Source organism: Pseudoalteromonas sp. NGC95, from assembly GCF_015864705.1.
Lineage (GTDB): Bacteria > Pseudomonadota > Gammaproteobacteria > Enterobacterales > Alteromonadaceae > Pseudoalteromonas > Pseudoalteromonas arctica.
In genome coordinates, this window is the sequence record NZ_JADYWR010000012.1 from 124,729 (window position 1) to 143,885 (window position 19,157).

Annotated in this window: 20 protein-coding genes; 8 read left to right on the top strand and 12 right to left on the bottom strand. The window is 39.4% G+C overall.

The features are described 5' to 3' along the window. Window positions 1-116 precede the first annotated feature (116 nt). The 3 genes from I6E70_RS12695 to I6E70_RS12705 all read left to right on the top strand — a co-directional run bounded on the left by I6E70_RS12695 (window position 117) and on the right by I6E70_RS12705 (window position 2,488). Window positions 117-713, top strand: coding sequence for a DUF2726 domain-containing protein (locus I6E70_RS12695; RefSeq protein ID WP_007582968.1), 597 nt, complete (start codon window positions 117-119; stop codon window positions 711-713). 122 nt (window positions 714-835) lie between these two features. Beyond that, window positions 836-1,543 carry a 5'-methylthioadenosine/S-adenosylhomocysteine nucleosidase gene (gene mtnN / locus I6E70_RS12700; protein WP_024607949.1) on the top strand — a complete coding sequence of 236 codons (708 nt, stop codon included), beginning with the start codon at window positions 836-838 and terminating at the stop codon, window positions 1,541-1,543. Next, window positions 1,544-2,488, top strand: coding sequence for a cobalamin biosynthesis protein CobD/CbiB (locus tag I6E70_RS12705; protein ID WP_024594516.1), 945 nt, complete (start codon window positions 1,544-1,546; stop codon window positions 2,486-2,488). Between the two features lie 96 nt (window positions 2,489-2,584). On the opposite strand, the gene tyrS is transcribed toward I6E70_RS12705, so the two are convergent. Then, window positions 2,585-3,784, bottom strand: a complete 1,200-nt coding sequence (gene tyrS, locus I6E70_RS12710; RefSeq protein WP_197188852.1) for a tyrosine--tRNA ligase — start codon at window positions 3,782-3,784, stop codon at window positions 2,585-2,587. 322 nt (window positions 3,785-4,106) lie between these two features. Between tyrS and I6E70_RS12715 the strand changes: the two genes are divergently transcribed. Then, window positions 4,107-5,420: a peptidoglycan DD-metalloendopeptidase family protein gene (locus I6E70_RS12715; RefSeq protein WP_007585425.1), complete on the top strand. Its 1,314-nt coding sequence runs from the start codon at window positions 4,107-4,109 to the stop codon at window positions 5,418-5,420. Between the two features lie 74 nt (window positions 5,421-5,494). Here I6E70_RS12715 and I6E70_RS12720 read toward each other — a convergent pair whose 3' ends face one another. From I6E70_RS12720 to I6E70_RS12740, 5 genes are all read right to left on the bottom strand, one after another. Continuing rightward, on the bottom strand, window positions 5,495-5,671 hold the full coding sequence (locus I6E70_RS12720) for a hypothetical protein (protein WP_007583822.1): 177 nt from the start codon (window positions 5,669-5,671) through the stop codon (window positions 5,495-5,497). Window positions 5,672-5,684: 13 nt separating this feature from the next. Continuing rightward, window positions 5,685-6,656 carry an aldo/keto reductase gene (locus tag I6E70_RS12725; RefSeq protein ID WP_197188853.1) on the bottom strand — a complete coding sequence of 324 codons (972 nt, stop codon included), beginning with the start codon at window positions 6,654-6,656 and terminating at the stop codon, window positions 5,685-5,687. A 142-nt stretch (window positions 6,657-6,798) separates the two neighbouring features. Then, a complete protein-coding gene (locus tag I6E70_RS12730; protein ID WP_002961942.1) occupies window positions 6,799-7,929 on the bottom strand; it encodes a sodium ion-translocating decarboxylase subunit beta in 1,131 nt (376 codons plus the stop codon). Window positions 7,930-7,942: 13 nt separating this feature from the next. Further along, entirely contained in the window at window positions 7,943-9,724 is a 1,782-nt protein-coding gene (gene oadA / locus I6E70_RS12735; RefSeq protein WP_007583817.1) for a sodium-extruding oxaloacetate decarboxylase subunit alpha, read from the bottom strand. Between the two features lie 11 nt (window positions 9,725-9,735). Further along, a complete protein-coding gene (locus I6E70_RS12740) occupies window positions 9,736-9,978 on the bottom strand; it encodes an OadG family protein (RefSeq protein ID WP_007583814.1) in 243 nt (80 codons plus the stop codon). Window positions 9,979-10,497: 519 nt separating this feature from the next. Here I6E70_RS12740 and I6E70_RS12745 point away from each other — a divergent pair. The 3 genes from I6E70_RS12745 (at window position 10,498) to I6E70_RS12755 (ending at window position 11,521) form a co-directional block, all read left to right on the top strand. Beyond that, window positions 10,498-10,671: a DUF1328 domain-containing protein gene (locus I6E70_RS12745; protein WP_002961939.1), complete on the top strand. Its 174-nt coding sequence runs from the start codon at window positions 10,498-10,500 to the stop codon at window positions 10,669-10,671. Window positions 10,672-10,729: 58 nt separating this feature from the next. Next, on the top strand, window positions 10,730-10,921 hold the full coding sequence (locus I6E70_RS12750) for a hypothetical protein (protein ID WP_007378921.1): 192 nt from the start codon (window positions 10,730-10,732) through the stop codon (window positions 10,919-10,921). A 132-nt stretch (window positions 10,922-11,053) separates the two neighbouring features. Continuing rightward, on the top strand, window positions 11,054-11,521 hold the full coding sequence (locus I6E70_RS12755; protein WP_169044272.1) for a YcxB family protein: 468 nt from the start codon (window positions 11,054-11,056) through the stop codon (window positions 11,519-11,521). A gap of 50 nt (window positions 11,522-11,571) precedes the next feature. Here the strand turns inward: I6E70_RS12755 and csrA are convergent, their stop codons facing one another. The 6 genes from csrA to I6E70_RS12785 all read right to left on the bottom strand — a co-directional run bounded on the left by csrA (window position 11,572) and on the right by I6E70_RS12785 (window position 17,644). Then, window positions 11,572-11,763, bottom strand: a complete 192-nt coding sequence (gene csrA, locus I6E70_RS12760; RefSeq protein ID WP_004587515.1) for a carbon storage regulator CsrA — start codon at window positions 11,761-11,763, stop codon at window positions 11,572-11,574. Window positions 11,764-11,854: 91 nt separating this feature from the next. Then, a complete protein-coding gene (locus tag I6E70_RS12765; protein WP_197188854.1) occupies window positions 11,855-13,072 on the bottom strand; it encodes an aspartate kinase in 1,218 nt (405 codons plus the stop codon). Between the two features lie 6 nt (window positions 13,073-13,078). Continuing rightward, window positions 13,079-15,679: an alanine--tRNA ligase gene (gene alaS, locus I6E70_RS12770; RefSeq protein ID WP_169060589.1), complete on the bottom strand. Its 2,601-nt coding sequence runs from the start codon at window positions 15,677-15,679 to the stop codon at window positions 13,079-13,081. 19 nt (window positions 15,680-15,698) lie between these two features. Continuing rightward, a complete protein-coding gene (locus tag I6E70_RS12775; RefSeq protein WP_197188855.1) occupies window positions 15,699-16,151 on the bottom strand; it encodes a regulatory protein RecX in 453 nt (150 codons plus the stop codon). After that, complete coding sequence (locus I6E70_RS12780; protein ID WP_007378958.1) at window positions 16,151-16,939, bottom strand: BPSS1780 family membrane protein; 789 nt, start codon at window positions 16,937-16,939, stop codon at window positions 16,151-16,153. Before I6E70_RS12780 ends, I6E70_RS12775 begins: the two co-directional genes overlap by 1 nt. An 81-nt stretch (window positions 16,940-17,020) precedes the next feature. Next, a complete protein-coding gene (locus I6E70_RS12785) occupies window positions 17,021-17,644 on the bottom strand; it encodes a GTP cyclohydrolase II (protein ID WP_007583803.1) in 624 nt (207 codons plus the stop codon). A 248-nt stretch (window positions 17,645-17,892) separates the two neighbouring features. Here I6E70_RS12785 and I6E70_RS12790 point away from each other — a divergent pair, with 248 nt between their 5' ends. Beyond that, a complete protein-coding gene (locus I6E70_RS12790; RefSeq protein ID WP_024590084.1) occupies window positions 17,893-19,008 on the top strand; it encodes an energy transducer TonB in 1,116 nt (371 codons plus the stop codon). Window positions 19,009-19,157: the final 149 nt, after the last annotated feature.

Sequence of the window (19,157 nt, forward strand, 5' to 3'; positions counted from 1 at the left end):
TAGCTACATCGTTTTAGCTTTTATAAACAGTTGGTAATTATTTTATAACTCATACTTTTTAGGCACGTAAATTGCTTCATTTGAGCAGTGTCAATTTGTTGTTATGGAGTTACCGTATGGAATTCGCTTTATTATTAATTCTAGTATTAGTTGTCGGGGCTTCTGTTGTTGCGTCAAAATTTAATGACGATGGCGGAAACCCGTATCCTTTTACCCGCAAGCAAACTGTTTTTACGCAGGTTGAAGGCGCTTTTTTAAATCTTCTCGAGCGTGCTGTAGGCGATCAATATAAAATTGTTAGTCGCGTTAAGTTAATTGACGTTATTGACTGCAAACAAGGTCTTTCTATTAAATCTAAACGTGCTGCTTTAGCTAAAGCTAAAAATAAGCAACTCGACTTTGTATTAATCGATAAAGAAAAACTAACTATTGTTGCGGCCGTTGACCTAGTTAACAATGCCAATAAAGATGGCCACAAAGCTCAACGCGACTGGTTTGTAAACGGTGCACTAGAGTCTGCGGGCATTCCACATATTCGTATGAAAGTTAAATCGGGCTACCGTCCTTCTGAAGTACGCGATGCAATTATGTTTAAACTTGGTAAGCCTGCAGCAACACAAACGCAGCGCCCTGTTCGTAATCGCTCACATAAGCCAGCGGTACTTTCACCTTCTCAAGCCAAAGCACAAACAACTGCTTTAGCTGAAATTTAAAAACCAAATTAAATACTCTCCTAAAAAGTATTTAAAGCGAGCTCATAAACAAGCTCGCTTTTTTGTTTTTTATTGCTAACTTCACGTATAATCAAGTGATTCAAACTCAGGAATTAAACATTATGAATGTTGGTATTATTGGCGCAATGGAGCCAGAAGTTAAAATTTTACGTGAAGCGATGCAAAACCCACAAATTTTAACTAAAGCAGGTTTCACTTTTTATACTGGTGAATTAGCTGGTAACACAGTAACACTTGTTCAATCTGGTATTGGTAAAGTAGCATCAACAATTGCAACTACCTTACTGATTGATAACTTCAAACCTGATTGCGTAATTAACACAGGCTCTGCCGGTGGATTCGATCCTTCTCTAAGTGTTGGCGACGTAGTAATTTCGTCAGAAGTACGTCATCACGATGTAGATGTTACTGCTTTTGGCTACGAAATTGGCCAAGTACCACAAATGCCAGCAGGCTTTGCAGCTCACCCTAAATTAGTTGAAGCAGCACAACAAACAATCGAACAAATCAGTGATGTTAAAACACTTGTTGGCTTAATTTGTACTGGTGACACATTTATGTGTGACCCTGTGCGTATCGATAAAGCACGCAGTGATTTTCCTACAATGCTTGCCGTTGAAATGGAAGGCGCTTCAATTGCACAAACGTGTTTTACGCTTAACACACCATTTGTTGTAATTCGCTCAATGTCTGATATAGCAGGTAAAGAGTCACCACAATCATTTGAAGAATACCTAGAAACAGCATCAATCAACTCATCTAAAATGGTTGTCGCACTTTTAGAAAAGCTAACTGCAGTGTCTCTGTAAATGCTTAGCAATATTGTTCAAAACCACTTGGACTTTATTGCCTTCATACTAGCGCTCCTTGCTGAGCGCTTTATTCCCCTTATTAGCTGGTATCATCCTAATACAGCGTTAAATGCTGTTTTTAGTGCTATTGGCAAGCGCATATACAAAAGCAAAGAACCTAAAAGCTATCAATATTTGGCAGCTATACTCGCAAGCACGCTCATTTTAAGTGTCATTCTCATTATTGTAGTGCTACTACTCGAGTTTGCTTTTTACCCTGAATTACTCGCTGGCCTTATTTTATACTTATGCTTAGAAAGTAAGAGTATTGATAAAAAAGCACTTCGCATTGCAAAGCTAACTAAACAAAATCAAAAATCGACAGCACGCGAATTACTAAAACCACTGCTTGCCCGTGAAGTTAATAGGCTTTCATCTCCTGGTATTATTAAAGCATTAATTGAAAGCTTAATACTGCGCACTGCTCGATACTATTTCGTAGTTATATTTATATTTTTAGCCTTTGGCCCTATTGCTGCCCTCGCCTATCGATTACTTACTTTAATACAACAAGCCTGGCGTAGTGATATATCCCCAAATAGCTACTTTTTAAAACCGCTTAAAACTCTCTTGTTTATTATTGAGTATATTCCAATGCGCTTACTCGCTTTAACTATTGCAGCAAGTAGAGCGAGCAAACAAAGCATGCACTACATAAAGCATTATGGTAGACATTTTTATCAAACAAATACAGGTTGGCTACTAAGCACATGCTCTGCATCACTTGGCGTGCAGCTGGGCGGGCCTGCAGTTTATTTAGGTACTCGCTTTAATAAAATGCGTATAGGTACTGATAGACTACCTACACCCGAGGATGTACCTGTAATAATTAATAGATTAAATCAGGCGCGTGTATTTTGGTTGTTAGTAATTGTAAGTATTGAAATATTAAAAGTGATTTAGTGACTATTTAGTGACTACCTCGTAACTATTTACAGACCCCAAAATACGAGCACAAAAAAACCAGCCTAGGCTGGTTTTTTAGTTTTCAAACGGTATTTAAGCTACAGTGATGTTTGCAAACTTACGTTTACCTACTTGGTAAATAGCTGTTGTGCCTTTTGCTATTTCAAGTTTGGTGTCAGTGATTTTATCTTCACCGTTAAGTTTAACTGCACCTTGCTTAATCATGCGCATTGCTTCTGATGTACTTACTACTAAATTTGCTTCTTTAAGCAAGTTAGCAATTAAAATAGTATCTTCTGCAATAGTGATTGTCAGCTCTGGGATTTCATCTGGTAACGCTTTTTTCTGAAAACGCTGAATAAAATCATCATGTGCACCTTGTGCATCAGCTTCACTATGAAAACGAGCAATTAACTCTTTAGCTAGTTCTATTTTAATATCGCGCGGGTTAGTACCTTGCTCAACACGTTCTTTTTGAGCTGCAATTTCTTCAATAGAAAGCGCGCTTAATAAATCGTAATAACGCCACATTAGCACATCACTAATTGACATTATTTTACCAAACATATCGTTTGGCGCATCAGTAATACCAATGTAGTTACCAAGCGACTTAGACATTTTTTGAACGCCGTCAGTACCTTCAAGTAATGGCATCATTAATACTGTTTGCGGCTTTTGGCCTTCAACTTTTTGTAGCTCACGACCCATTAGCAAGTTAAAGCGCTGATCAGTACCGCCCAGTTCAACATCTGACTCTAGTGCAACCGAATCCCAACCTTGTACCAGTGGATATAAAAACTCGTGAATTGCAATTGGTTGACCGCTGCTGTAACGCTTTTTGAAGTCATCACGTTCAAGCATGCGCGCTACTGTTTGGTTAGCAGCAAGTTTTATCATACCTGCAGCGCCTAACTTTTCCATCCAAGTAGAGTTAAATGCAACAGTGGTTTTAGCAGGATCTAGAATTTTGAATACTTGTTCTTTATATGTTTCGGCATTGGCTAGTACGTCTTCGCGAGTAAGTGGTTTACGCGTTACGTTTTTACCTGTTGGGTCACCAATCATGCCAGTAAAGTCACCAATTAAGAAAATAACCTCATGACCTAAATCCTGAAAGGTTTTCATTTTATTAATTAGTACAGTGTGCCCTAAATGTAAATCAGGGGCTGTAGGATCAAAGCCAGCTTTTATTTTTAGCTTTTTGCCCGACTTTAGTTTTTCAACTAGTTCGTCTTCAATTAATATTTCTTCTGCACCGCGTTTTATCTCTGCTAGAGCGGTTTGTAAATCCACTTTGTGTTACTCCAAAATTCTGCCTACGAAGGGGCGGACTAGTTACTTGTAATCACGGTTTAATATAGGTTTAAACCGAATATATATATGTAGCTAACATAACAAATTTCTACCTAATTAAAATAACTTTTTAAGTTATTAATGCAACTAAACAAAATGAATTGAGTCTTAGTTAGATAGGACGTTAAAAAAGGCTTCTTAACCCTGATTTTAGCGTAGTTTAAGGTTAGTTTAAATCTACAAAGCACTAGTATTCGTACATTATTAAGTATATCCTGCAATATTATGTATTTATTATCTTGACAGCAGAAAAAGGCACGTTATGGTTCACGTGGTTAACACTCTCCCAAAAAAACACAAATTGCTTATTTTAGGTTTAGTTTCTGCTATTGCCGGCTTGGCATTTCTTCCTTCTGAAAAAGCGACTGCTTCTAAAGACAATAATGCAGATGCATTAGAGATAGGCAAGCGCTATGAGTTACAAGTTAAAGTTGATGACAACGAAAAATTAACTGAGTTAAATTCAGAGCAAGCAGCAGAAAAGTTACCAGAATACGACTTTGTCGATCATAAAGTTAAAAATGGCGACAATTTAGCAATTATCTTCAAACGTGCTGGTTTTTCAGCTCAAACGCTCCATAAACTAATTAACACTAACGCAGAAACGCGCAAGCTAACTAAAATTCACCCCGGTGAAATACTTAGCTTTGCGACAGCTGAAGATGGCTCTTTGGCTCAACTGCGCTATGTGATTTCAAAAACCGATACTTTATTTGTTACCTTAAATGAAGAAGGTAACTACGATACAGCTATTGATAGTAAAGAAATTGAAACGCTAACCAAAACCGCTGGCGGCGAAATATCTAACAACTTTTGGACCTCAGCAATAGCGGCTGGTTTAAGCGAACGTCAAATAATGAACTTTGCTGACATATTTGGTTGGGATGTTGATTTTGCAAACGACATTCGTAAAGGCGATGTGTTTGGCTTAATTTACGAGTCTCATTATGTTGATGGCGAGTTTATTGGTACCGGTAAAATTATTGCCGCTGAATTTGTAAACCAAGGTCAGCGCTTTGCAGCGATTCGCCATACCGATGGCAATTTTTATACGCCTGAAGGGCGTAGCATGAAAAAAGCATTTTTACGTGCACCTGTAAGCTTTAAGTATATTAGTTCGAGCTTTAATCCTCGTCGCTTACACCCAGTTACTGGGCAAGTTAGAGCGCACCGTGGTATCGACTTTGCGGCACGCACTGGCACACCGGTGGTTGCATCAGGTAACGGTAAGGTAGTTAAAGCGGGTTACAGCAAGTACAACGGTAACTACGTATTTATTAGCCATGGCACACAATATGTAACTAAGTACTTACACCTAAATAAGAAACTAGTTAAAACGGGCCAAAAAGTTAAACAGGGCCAACAAATTGGTACTGTAGGTTCTACGGGTCGTGTTACTGGCGCGCATTTACACTATGAATTTTTAGTAAATGGCGTTCACCGTAATCCTAAAACAGTAAAACTTCCTAAGTCAGAGCCACTACCTCGCTCAGAACTTGCTAAGTTTAAACCGATTGCAGATAACTTTATTGCCCAACTTGAGCGCAATCGCGAGCTACAGTTAGCACTTAAATAAAGTTTATTAATAAACATTAAAAAAGCCTTTGCAGGTTTAACCTGCAAAGGCTTTTTTGTATACGCTATAAACCATTAATACATTAATACATAAATGAGCTGAATCACTAAAGACACCATCACTAATGGCCAAATATATTTGCTGTATTTGGTTGCACCGTTGAGCCCTATTTTACTTTGATATTTTTCAAGCAATGGAATAAGTATCGCTAGCGCGACAAACAAACCAATTAAAATAACGAATATATTCATATCAAAGCCCTTCTTATGGTAGCTCATGGCCTTTAGCGCTTACATAAAGTGCATACCAATGCTCACGAGTTAGTTGTACGTTTAAAGCATCACAAGAGGCTTTAATACGCTTGGCATTAGTTGTTCCTATAATCGGCTGAATAGATGCGGGATGGCGCAGTAACCATGCAATGACAATAGCCTCAGCAGAAGTATCATAAAGTGCAGCCAGCTTATTAACTAAAAGACTGGTGTTTATATCAGCCTGCGATGCGTTTGATAAATCACTGCCGCTGTATAATCCTTGGCATAAACTGCCCCAGCTTTGAATTTGAATTTCAAAATGGCGACAGTACTCAATACTACCGGGCGTAAAATTAAGATCCTTACCGTCACTGTTACCGGCATATACACCTTCATCAACAAACTGATGTTTTTGTAAACTAGCCTCAATTTGATTAGCCACAATCGGCATATCAAGTGCATGCTGTAAAAAATTTATTTGATGTTGCTGCATATTCGATACTGCAAAATTGCGCACTTTACCGCTTTCTTTTAAGCAACTAAATATACGAGCAATTTCGTTAACTTCCATGAGTGGATCAGGACGATGCAGCATAAGTACGTCTAAATAGTCTGTATTTAATCGCTTCAAGGATGCTTCAACTGATTGCTCAATCCACTTTGATGAAAAATCATAGCGCTTTGGCCCTAAGTCATCTTCAAAACGAATCCCACACTTAGATTGAATATACATGTGCTCTCTAAGCTCTGGTCGCTCGCTTAATGCTTTACCAAAAACCTGCTCCGCTTTACCAAAAGTATAAATATCAGCATGGTCAAAAAAGTTAATGCCACCTTCAATAGCGTTATCTATGCATTCATGAGTTTGCTTAACATGTGCATCAGTGATTGCGTCTTTATTCCAACCGCCGCCCAGACCCATGCATCCGAATACAAGTTTACTAACATGAGGTAAGTGCTTTGCTAAAGGTGTGTGAAGCATGATAACTATCCTTAAAATTTTGAAGAGCTGTTACTGTAAACAAAAAGCGCTGAACAAGAAACTATTTAGCGGTGAACAAATTAAGAACAAAAAAAAGCGCAGTAAACTGCGCTAAATCATTTATTAACTACCACGTTAATTATTAGCCTACAAGTGCTAATAAAATACCCGCAGCAACTGCACTACCAAGTACACCCGCTACGTTGGGTCCCATAGCATGCATAAGTAAAAAGTTATGTGGGTTGCTTTCAAGGCCAACTTTATTAACTACTCGTGCCGCCATTGGCACAGCCGATACACCTGCTGCCCCAATTAATGGGTTTATAGGTGTTTTAGATATGCGGTTAAGTCCTTTTGCCATAAATACGCCAGATGCCGTACCAATTGCAAAAGCCAGTGCGCCAAGCACTAAAATACCAATCGTCTCAACAGTTAAAAACTTATCTGCAGCAAGCTTTGAACCTACAGCTAAACCTAAAAATATAGTTGTAACATTGATGATTTCGTTTTGAGCACTGTTACTTAATCTATCAACAACACCCGACTCTCGCATTAAGTTACCTAAACAAAACATACCTACAAGCGGTATAGCAGCCGGTAAAAACATAGCCGTTAAACTAAGCACCATAAGAGGAAAAATAATCTTTTCCTTTTTAGATACTTTGCGAAGCTCTGGCATCTTAATTTTACGTTCTTCTGGGGTTGTTAACGCACGCATAATTGGCGGCTGAATAATTGGCACAAGTGCCATGTATGAGTATGCGGCTACCGCTATTGCACCAAGTAAATCAGGTGCCAGTTTTGACGCTAAAAATATTGCAGTCGGTCCATCTGCTCCACCTATAATCGCAATAGCCGATGCATCCTGTAAAGTAAACTCAAAGCCTGGCACATAGTTTAATAATATCGCACCAAACAGAGTCGCAAAAATACCAAACTGTGCAGCCGCACCTAATAGCAACATACGTGGATTAGCAATAAGCGCACTAAAATCGGTTAGCGCCCCTACTCCCATAAATATCAATAACGGAAAAATCCCCGTATCAATACCCACATAATAAACGTAGTACAAAAGCCCACCTGGGTCTGACAAACCTGCCACAGGTACATTTGTTAAAATCGCACCAAAACCAATCGGTAGCAATAATAGTGGTTCAAAGCCTTTAGCTATCGCTAAAAACAGTAATAAACACCCTACCGCAATCATAATTAACGATGGGATTGTAAAGTTAGCAATGCCAGTAGCATTCCAGAGGTTTAAAATACCTTCCATCCTCTATTTACTCCTAAGCTAATGCAATCATAGCGTCGCCGGTAGTCACAGCATCGCCTTCACCAACTAACACTTCAGCAATTGTTCCGGTATGCGTAGCGCGTATTTCGGTTTCCATTTTCATGGCTTCCATAATAATCACTACATCACCTTCGTTAACAACTTGCCCAGCTTTTACCTTAATCTTAAAAATATTACCGGCTAAAGGGGCATTAAGTGTTTCACCTGATGCAACTGAAGCAGATTGAGGAATGTGCTCAGAGTCTTTTAATGTTACCTCTTTTAGCTCACCACCTTGCGCCACTACTACGTCGTAAACTTTACCATCTACTTTTACGCTGTATTGCTCAGCTTTAACGCTACTATTATTTGATCCCGATTTTGGTGCTGCCTTATTGCTCTTATCTTCAACGGTAGGAATAGGCTCAAATGCATCAGGGTTATTACGATTTTTAATAAATTTCAAACCAACCTGCGGAAATAATGCATAAGTTAGTACGTCATCAATTTGCTCATCAGCAAGTGTTAAACCTTGCTCTTGCGCTTCTTTTAATAATTCAGCTTCAAGCGTTGCAAGCTCTGGTGCAATGTTATCTGCAGGGCGACAAGTAATAACCTCTGCTCCATCAAGCACACGCTCTTGTAGCTCTTTATTCATTGGTGCTGGTGTTAAACCATATTCACCTTTTAATACGCCAGCAGTTTCTTTAGTAATTGTTTTGTAGCGCTCGCCCGTAAGTACATTAAGTACAGCTTGAGTGCCTACAATTTGCGACGTGGGTGTTACTAAAGGTAAAAAACCAAGATCTTCACGTACGCGTGGGATCTCAAGCAAAACTTCATTAAGCTTATCTGCCGCGCCTTGCTCTTTAAGTTGGTTTTCCATGTTTGTAAGCATGCCACCAGGTACTTGAGCTAGTAAAATACGACCATCAACCCCTTTTAAGCTACCTTCAAATGCCGCATATTTTTTACGTACATCTCTAAAGTAAGCAGCAATTTCTTCTAGGTGGTTTAAATCAAGGTCGGTATCGCGCTCAGTTCCTTCAACTATCGATACAATAGTTTCAGTTGCGGTGTGTCCGTAAGTCATACTCATTGATGAAATAGCGGTATCAAGCATATCAATGCCTGCATCAATCGCTTTTTGATAAGTCGCAGTACTTAAACCTGTTGTAGCGTGGCACTGCATAGCAATAGGAACCGATACGGTTTCTTTAAGTGCTTTAATTAATTTTTCAGCATCGTACGGCTTTAATAAACCCGCCATGTCTTTAATACAAATTGAGTGACAGCCTAAATCTTCTAATTGCTTAGCAAGAGTCAGCCACATATCAAGCGTATGAACAGGACTTACTGTGTACGAAATAGTACCTTGAGCATGTGCGCCTACTTTTATAGCCGCTTTAATCGCTGTTTCTAGGTTACGTACATCGTTCATTGCATCGAAAATACGAAATACGTCAACGCCATTTTTATGTGCGCGTTCTACAAACTTTTCAACTACGTCATCAGCGTAATGGCGGTAGCCTAATAGGTTTTGACCGCGTAATAGCATTTGCTGTTTAGTATTAGGCATCGCTTTTTTAAGCGCACGAATACGCTCCCAAGGATCTTCGCCTAAATAACGAATACACGAATCAAATGTAGCACCGCCCCACGATTCAATAGACCAATAACCTGCATCATCTAGCTTGCTAGCAATAGGTAGCATATCGTCTAGGCGCATACGTGTTGCGAGCAATGATTGGTGCGCATCGCGTAATACCAATTCTGTTAATTTTAATTTAGCCATGTGTGTGCCCCTTATTTATTATTTGATTTGTACTGAGCAATGGCAGCACTAATAGCAGCGATGTGCTCATTAGGCACACCTTGAGATTTAAAAGACGGTGATTTAGCTGGTGATGCCTCTGGTTCGCTATAGCGCGTCACCAAATTAGACATAAGCGTTACTGCACCAATTAATATCGACAGAAATACAAACACCCCAACCATACCAGTTAGCATTAAGCTACCAGCCGTTGTGAGTAGAGCACCTATATCCATTTTTCTCCCCCTTGAAACCCATATCGAAAATAAAAAATCGATTTAACTAAATATTTATTCACTGGATAATAACAAAACTAGTCGCTTTGTCTACATCTTGTAAATTGGTAAAACCAATTAAACTATAAACAACATAACACTCAACAAATTTACATGCCATAACCCAGCAATCATGCGCCCTACAATACATACAGAAAATAACGACTATAGCTAATAGTTATATGGAAGTTGTTAATTAACTATTCAACTTAATAAAAATAACCGCCAAATTTTATAATAAGTACAAAAACACACATCAATTGTTAATTGGTCTTACCAAAAACATTATTTTTAGTGAATATTTACCGGTAACTTGTAACAGTGTGAATAACTTACATAACAAAGCGTAAAAATTACTAACTAACTAATAACTAAAAACACAGTTAAAAACCATAACCATCTGATATAAAACAAAAATAAACTTTGGCATATAACTGGCATTAGTTATTGTGAGCAAATTTGATAACCAAGGAGAAAACAATGTTACGCTGGACAATTACATTTTTAGTTATTGCTTTAATCGCTGCAGTGTTAGGTTTTGGTGGCATCGCAGGTGCCGCAGCTGGTATAGCAAAAATTATATTTTTTATATTTTTAGTACTTTTAGTGATCTCATTAGTTTCAGGTGCACTACGTGGTAAATCACCCAGGTAGATAAAGCATTCAACTAACAAACACTAAAATTTAATTAATACTTACAAGGAATTACATTATGAATTCAACAACTGTAAAAGCAGCACTAATCGGTCTATTCGCAAGTTTCTTCATCATGGGTTGTGAAGACAATCATGCAGAAGACGCAGGCGAACGTATTGACGAAGCAGTAACTGACGTGCAAAACAAAGTAGAAGATGCATGTGAAAATGTTAAAGAAGGCGTAAACGCTGAAGAAACTAACTGTTAATTCTTCTTGTAACGCTAAAAAACGGCCTTAGGGCCGTTTTTTTGTGCCTGTAATAAAATCACTGACTATAAAGCTGCTCATTTAGCGGTTAGCTTGTTAAAATAAAAAAAACGATATTTAAAGCAAGGCAATATGGCATTTACAACAACCTACACACTAGATAAACCTTACTTTTACGAGTGCTTTGACGAGTCACTCCCCTACAGTAAGCGCGCCAAACCTAAGTACTTTTTACTTGTACTCCTCGTTGCGCTTGGTTTATTTGGCATTTATGTTTTAAACGATCATTACTTAGGATCGTTTATGATCATGCTAGGTGTACTAGAGTGCGTCGCTTTTTACTATCGCAGACCTTGGTGGGTAACCAGACAAATGCTCAGCAGAGCGTCAGGCTCTGAGGTAACACTTACCTTTGATGAAGAAGGCATTAAATCGGCTAATCATTACAAAAGCTTTCAGCTAACTTGGCAAGACATAAGCCAAGTAATAGATACTCAGCAAGGTATTATTATTAAAAATAAAAGCGGAATGCAGTACATTTCAAAACAAATACTAACCCCAGAAACACTCGCTTTTATAAACAAAAAAGCCACTCAGTGAGTGGCTTTTTGACTAGTTGAGTTAATTACTCAACTACGTATACGTGTTGATTAAGCATTGCCCGGATTAGGGTTCGACTTTTCAGCTTGTATGCGCATGTAAATCTCTTCACGATGCACTGATACGTCTTTTGGTGCATTAACACCGATTCGAACTTGATTTCCTTTAACACCTAGAACAGTAACTGTTACTTCGTCACCAATCATTAGGGTTTCACCTACTCTACGAGTTAGTATTAGCATTCTCTTGCTCCCATGTTCCAATAAAAATTATAAGATTCCGCTTAAACATACTAATGAAAATTAGACTGAAAAGTAAGTAAAAACTCTCAATTTATCCATTTTCTGTTAAAAATGCTTTGTGTAATGCACGAACTGTCAACTCTAGGTACTTTTCATCTATTAAAACTGAAATTTTGATCTCAGAAGTCGAGACTAAAACCACATTAATATTTTCCTGCGCTAATGCATCAAAAAATAAACTTGCTACACCAGAATGCGATTTCATACCCATTCCAACAGCAGAAACTTTAGCTACCGTTGGTAATCCGCTTATATTTTGAGCACTGAGTTGAGCTTGATCTTCGCTCAATAATTCAAGTGCTTGCAGATAATCATTCGAGTGCACAGTAAAAGCATAGTCTATTTTTTCAAAGATATGATTAACTTGATTAATCATATCTATTTCGATGCCATTATCAGCAAAAAGTTTCAATATTTTTGAAAGATATTGCGTACCGCTTGGCACACCATCTACTTTAATTAAACATTCGTCACGATTAAACGCAATCCCCGATACCACCTTGCTTGGCATATCGTTCTCCTCAAAACTTATTAATGTGCCTTCATCAGGATTAAAACTAGAAAGCACCCTAAGTGGCACATTGTGTCTACCTGCAGCTTCTACCGAGCGAATATGCAAAACTTTTGCGCCTAAACTTGCCAGCTCTAGCATTTCGGCAAAAGTAACTTGGCTCATTCTGCGCGCGTTAGGTTCAACACGAGGATCTGTAGTATATACGCCGTCAACATCTGTATAGATCTGGCATTCGTCGGCTTTTATAGCCGCTGCTATTTCTACAGCCGATGTATCGGTGCCGCCGCGTCCAAGCGTTGTAATATTGCCCTCAATATCACGTCCCTGAAACCCAGCAATAATAGCAATACGATTATGCTCAAGTTCATGCTTTAAGCGCGTAGCAGCAACCTCATCAATACGAGCTTTACCAAACATGTTGTCGGTTAGAATATTGACTTGATCGGCTAATAAGCTTACAGCTGAATGACCACGTTTGATAATAGCCATAGCAAGCAGTGATACAGAAACCTGCTCTCCGGTGCTAATAAGTACATCTAGTTCACGGCTACTCGGGCGAGTATCAATTTGTTTGGCGAGGTTAATTAAGCGGTTGGTTTCTCCCGACATAGCCGAGAGCACCACAACCACTTGATGTCCTTGTTGTCTGGTTTTAACAACAAGGTCGGCGACTGCTTCAATTCGCTCTATTGAGCCGACCGAAGTGCCACCGAATTTTTGAACAATAAGCGCCACTTAGGCTTAAGTACGCTCAGTTAACCAAGCTGTAACGCTATCTAGTGCAGCAGCAAGATTTTGTGGCTCACTACCACCAGCTTGTGCCATATCTGGACGACCGCCACCTTTACCACCTACTTGACCTGCCATATGGTTAACTAACTCACCGGCTTTTACTTTGCCTGTTAAGTCTTTCGTTACACCGGCAATTAGGCTTACTTTGTCGCCACTGGCAACACCCAGTGCAATAACACCTGAGCCAATCTTGTTTTTAAGGTCATCAACCATACCGCGAAGCGCTTTAGATTCAGTACCTTCAACGTTTGCTACAAGTAGCTTAACGCCATTAATTTCAACAATCGAATCAAGTAAAGACGCGCCCGCTGCACTTGCTAGCTTATCGCTAAGCTGTGCAATTTGCTTTTCAAGGCCTTTAGATTTTTCAAGTAACGCAGTTACTTTTTCAAGTACCGATGCGCTATCGCCTTTAACTAAAGCTGCAACATCGCTAAGTTGTTGCTCTTGCTCGCTAACGTACGCTACAGCATCTGCACCGGTTACGGCTTCAATACGGCGAACACCTGCGGCAATACCACTTTCAGATACAATTTTGAATAAACCAATATCGCCAGCGCGCTCAACGTGAGTACCACCACAAAGCTCAATAGAGTAGTCGCCAATAGTAACTACACGTACTTCGTCATCGTACTTTTCGCCAAACAATGCCATAGCACCTTTCGCTTTAGCATCATCAATAGCCATAAGCTCAGTATTAAGTGCAAAGTTACGACGAATTTCGTCATTAACTACACGCTCAATTTCACGTAGCTCATCTTTAGTAACTGCTTCAAAATGCGAAAAGTCAAAACGTAAACGATCTGGCTGAACAAGTGAGCCTTTTTGGCCTACATGGTCACCTAATAGTTGGCGTAGTGCTTCGTGTAAAATATGCGTAGCTGTGTGGTTTTTCTTAATGCTGTCGCGGCGCGTATCATCAATAGTGGCGTCAACTTTGTCATTAACACCAATACGACCTTGTACAGTACCGTGGTGAGCAAAAGCATTACCAAGCTTAGTGGTATTAGTAACATTAAATTCGCCACCAGCAACTGTAATAGTACCCGAGTCACCCGTTTGGCCGCCTGATTCAGCGTAAAACGGTGTGCGGTCTAGTACTACAATACCTTGTTGACCATCTTCTAATAACTGAACAGCTTCGCCACCGGCAAAAATTTCAATAACGGTCGCGCTATAATGTGTGCTGTCGTAACCTTTAAAGTCAGTGTGTTTATCTGATTTTAATTGGTCATTGTAATCTGCACCAAATTTACCTGCTTGTTGCGCTGTTTTACGTTGTACAGCCATACACTCTTCAAAGCCTTGATGATCAATTGTCATCTGGCGCTCACGCGCAACATCGGCCGTTAAATCAGCTGGGAAACCATACGTATCATAAAGTTTAAATACTAAGTCGCCCGGTATAATATCGCCTTTAAGGTCGCTTAAGCTTTCTTCTAAAATAGCTAAGCCACGCTCAAGTGTTTTACCAAACTGTTCTTCTTCAATGCGTAATACTTTTTCAATAATTTCTTGTTGCTTAGCAAGCTCAGGGTACGCTTGACCCATTTGCTCAATTAGCGCAGCAACTAATTTATAGAAAAACGAACCTTGTGCACCTAACTTGTTACCGTGGCGCACAGCACGACGAATAATACGGCGCAGTACATAACCACGACCTTCGTTAGATGGCATAACACCGTCTGAGATTAAAAACGCACACGAACGAATGTGATCGGCCACTACGCGTAGTGACTTATCGTCCATGTCTTGTGCATTAGTAACACTTGCAGCAGCAGCAATTAAGCCTTGGAATAAATCGATTTCGTAGTTTGAATGCACGCCCTGCAAAATAGCAGAAATACGCTCAAGGCCCATTCCCGTATCAACAGATTGCTTAGGTAGAGGCAACATTGTACCGTCGCTTTGACGGTTGTATTGCATAAATACAAGGTTCCAAATTTCGATGAAACGGTCGCCGTCTTCCTCAGGAGAGCCCGGAGGACCGCCCCAAATATGCTCGCCGTGATCATAAAATATTTCAGAACACGGACCACACGGACCAGTATCGCCCATAGACCAAAAGTTGTCTGAGGTCGCAATACGAATAATACGATCCTCTGGTAAGCCAATTTCATTAGCCCAGTAACCAAACGCTTCTTCATCATCGTGATAAATAGTTACTAAAAGTTTTTCTTTAGGTAGACTTACTACCTCAGTTAAAAACTCCCATGCAAACTTAATCGCGTCTTGCTTAAAGTAATCACCAAAGCTGAAGTTACCTAACATTTCAAAAAATGTATGGTGGCGAGCAGTGTAGCCTACGTTTTCTAAATCGTTATGCTTACCGCCAGCACGTACACAGCGCTGCGAGCTTGTCGCACGTGTATAAGGGCGGCTTTCTGCGCCTAAAAATACATCTTTAAATTGCACCATGCCGGCATTGTTAAATAACAACGTGGCATCATTACCCGGTATAAGCGAGCTAGAAGGTACTATTTGATGTTGCTTGCTGGCAAAAAAGTCTAAAAACTGTTGCCTAATTTGTGCGGTAGTCATGTGCTGCATTTGAAAGTCTCACCTGTATTTACTGTGCTTGCATTGCAAAATTAATTTCATCGTAGCTAAAACCCCGATACATTAAGTAGCGCACGCGCTTAGCTTTATCTTTGTAATCGAGATCTGGCGGTGTATTTGAATATTTTTTATTGTACGCATCCTGCGCAAGCTCAAACCAATCTACTTCAAGCTCTTCAACTACCAATTCAAGTAGCGAACGATCAATCCCTTTGCCCATAGCTTCGCTTTGTATTCGCTTAAGCCCGTGGCATTTAAATACGTGTTTTCTTACAAAGCCTTCACAGTATCGCTGCTCGTTAATAAAATTATGCTTTTCGCACCAATCAAGCAGCGTTTCAATAAACTCTTCTGTGGCTTCTTTTTGCTGTAATTTGAGCGTTAACTCACGACGCGAATATTCTTGGCGCCCAAGTAACCAAAGTACATAGTTTTTTAGTTTTTGCTTTAATTTATCATCCATTAAGCGTCAAAACGCCCGCTTGTTTCACTGCTAAGTGGCTTAACATTAATGTCGTCACTTGGTGGTACAACAGGCATAAAAATGGCTTGATAAGATACAAAAAAGCTAATGTAGCAAATCGGCATTAAAATCAACAGTGGTAAGAACGATAAGAACATCGAAAGCGCCATAAATAATGCGCAAATAAGGCCAAAAACGCCAAGTGGCAAAATGTTATGATAAAACACCATTAACGATTTTTTAAGCGCCGTTAAAATACGTGTTTCTTTACTAAAATAAACAAGCGGTACAGCGTAAGCAAACGCCGTTAAATAAATTAGCATTGCCATAAAAAACAAAATGACATTCGCGCCCGAAATACTCTCAAGCATTTGTTCAAGTGCTACGTTTGGATCAAGTCCCGGTTGGCTCATAACAGCCACTGCATCGGCAAATAAGCCATTAGCAAGTAACGCCATTAAAATACCCGCACCCATTTGATAAAGTGCTAAACGTAATAACCCTAAACGATTTCCCTTAGCCGTAAATGGCTTGAGAATATCGGCTAGCATAATTTTTCCGCCCTGCTGCTTACTAAGCACCGCTTGGTAAAACCCTGCGGTTAAAAATGGCGTAGCTAGTGCTGCTACCACTTGCAGTAAAGGTAAAAATAAAGACAGCAGCCCTACAATGCCAATAAATAAATGCATAAAAATAAAGGTTGCTGGCTGGGTTTTAAAAATAAGCCATCCGGCTTTTAACCACTTTAGCCCTGCATCGGCTTTAAAAATTCGTAATTGTGTAGACATACTTGCTCTTAATTTAAAACGAAACACGCCAAGTATAACTTGGCGTGAGGGGGTATTAATAGACGAAACGTAATTAAATGATTAAGGTTTTTTAATTTTCTTAATATCTAACATATGCGCGCCATGCTTAATTTTTGTTTCTAGGTACGATTTATTACCCGCAACACCCGCTTTAATGTGCGCATGCGTGCCCACAACCGAGTCAACATTAATACCGGCATCTTTTAATGCGTTAAGCTTTTTAGGATTATTGGTCATTAATTTAACGTGGCTTAAATTAAGCGCATTAAGCATTAACACAGCATCCGAAAAATCACGTAGATCATCAGCAAAGCCTAAATGATTATTAGCTTCGTAGGTGTTCATACCTTGCGATTGCAATACGTAAGCATCAATTTTGTTGTATAAACCAATGCCACGGCCTTCTTGGCGTAAATACAATAATATACCGCCTTGCTCGTGCATCATTTCAATACATTCATTTAGCTGCTCGCCGCAATCACAACGCGATGAGTAAAATACATCACCTGTTAAACACTCTGAATGCATACGAATAAGCGGTACATCTTGCTCTGTATCAGCGTTGTTAAACACCATAGCAATATGTTCTTTACCATCTTTTAAATCAGTAAATGAGATTATTTCTGCAGGGATATCACTATTTCTGCCAACATTAAGCTGGACTCTTGCTCTTACTTGCGCCACGACAAATCCAAATATTTAAATAACTACGACACGACAATAAAGTGATAATATCACAAAATAGGATAAATACACCGTAGTACAAGACTGTTTATGGCAAATATATGGCGACGACAGGCGTTATTTTCAATGATTGTTAGCAATAAATTAATACAAATAACAGCCAATGTTATTTACGTTGATTTACCTTAATCAGTGACACTTACGGGCGCGTTTGGTATTTTGTATTTTAAACAACGATAGGGATTATTATGAAACGTCAGCAACTCGCTTTATTTATAGGCTTAAGTTTATCTGCTTTGAGCGCAACAACTTTAAGTACTACAGCACTCGCCAGCCAAGCAAGCGATCCTCAAGCGGTATTTAGCCAAGCATACCAAAGCTATTTAGCAGCAGTTAAAGCAGACAAAAACGTACAACAAACTGCCAAACTTGCTTACACATCAGGTAAAGCCGTTTACGGTAAAAGCGACGACAATACTGCCAACTTAGCTATTAATTACGCTAAAGCAATAAAAGGCTACGGCGATGAGCTAAACGAACAGCGTTTTGCACTTTATAACGAAGCCCATACTATTTTAGCTGCAAACCACGGTAAACTATCAATAGAAACAATTGATGCACTACTCGGCCAAGCTAACTACACAACATCAGCTTACAAAGCAGCTAACTTTTTAGAACAAGTAATTGATATAGCTAAAACACAAAATAAGCCTAAATTTGTAGCCGACATGAAACTAGAAGCGGCATCACTGCTTGCTAAAAAGTTTAGCTCTAAAAAATATCGCGAAGCGAAAAACTACCTAGAAGAAGCCGACGAATACTACCGTGAAAATCTGCCTAGTAGCTCGGTAGAGCAAATTAAAGCTAATTTTTTAATAGCCGCATTTGCCGAAGGTAGTAAAAAATATAATCAAGCAATTGAGCGCTTAAACAACATAGTTACCGCGTTTGACGATAACTTAAAATACGATCACAGTGCTGAGCTAACCGCTCACTCTAAACTTGTAGGTCTGTACGAAAAACAAGGCAAAAGCGAGGAAGCAACTAAACATTGCCTCGCTATCGCTCAAATGGTGCCATGGAAAGAATCGCAAGAGCAAACACCACTCTATCGTGTTAATCCTAAATACCCAGTGCACAAAGCCAGATTTAGTACCGATGGTAGCGTTATTATGGAGTTTGAGGTAGACGCAGCTGGCTTTGTAAAAAACCCAAAAGTACTTAGCTCTGAAGGCGGCAGCGCATTTGAAAAGTCAGCCAAAGCAGCGCTTGAGCAATGGCGTTACGCGCCAAAGTTTGAAAATGGTAAACCTGTTAGCGCTATTTCTCAGGTACAGCTCGACTTTAAAATTAACCGCCACTAAAAGCGGCTCATTAAAAAAGGCGCTTTATGCTGTCTCTTATACACAAATCCCTGCTAAGAAATTAGCGGGGATTTTTTTGAACTAAATCTCAATGTCATGATCAGATCTTCAAATCTTGTTTGAGGGCACATTATGATTAACGAACATAC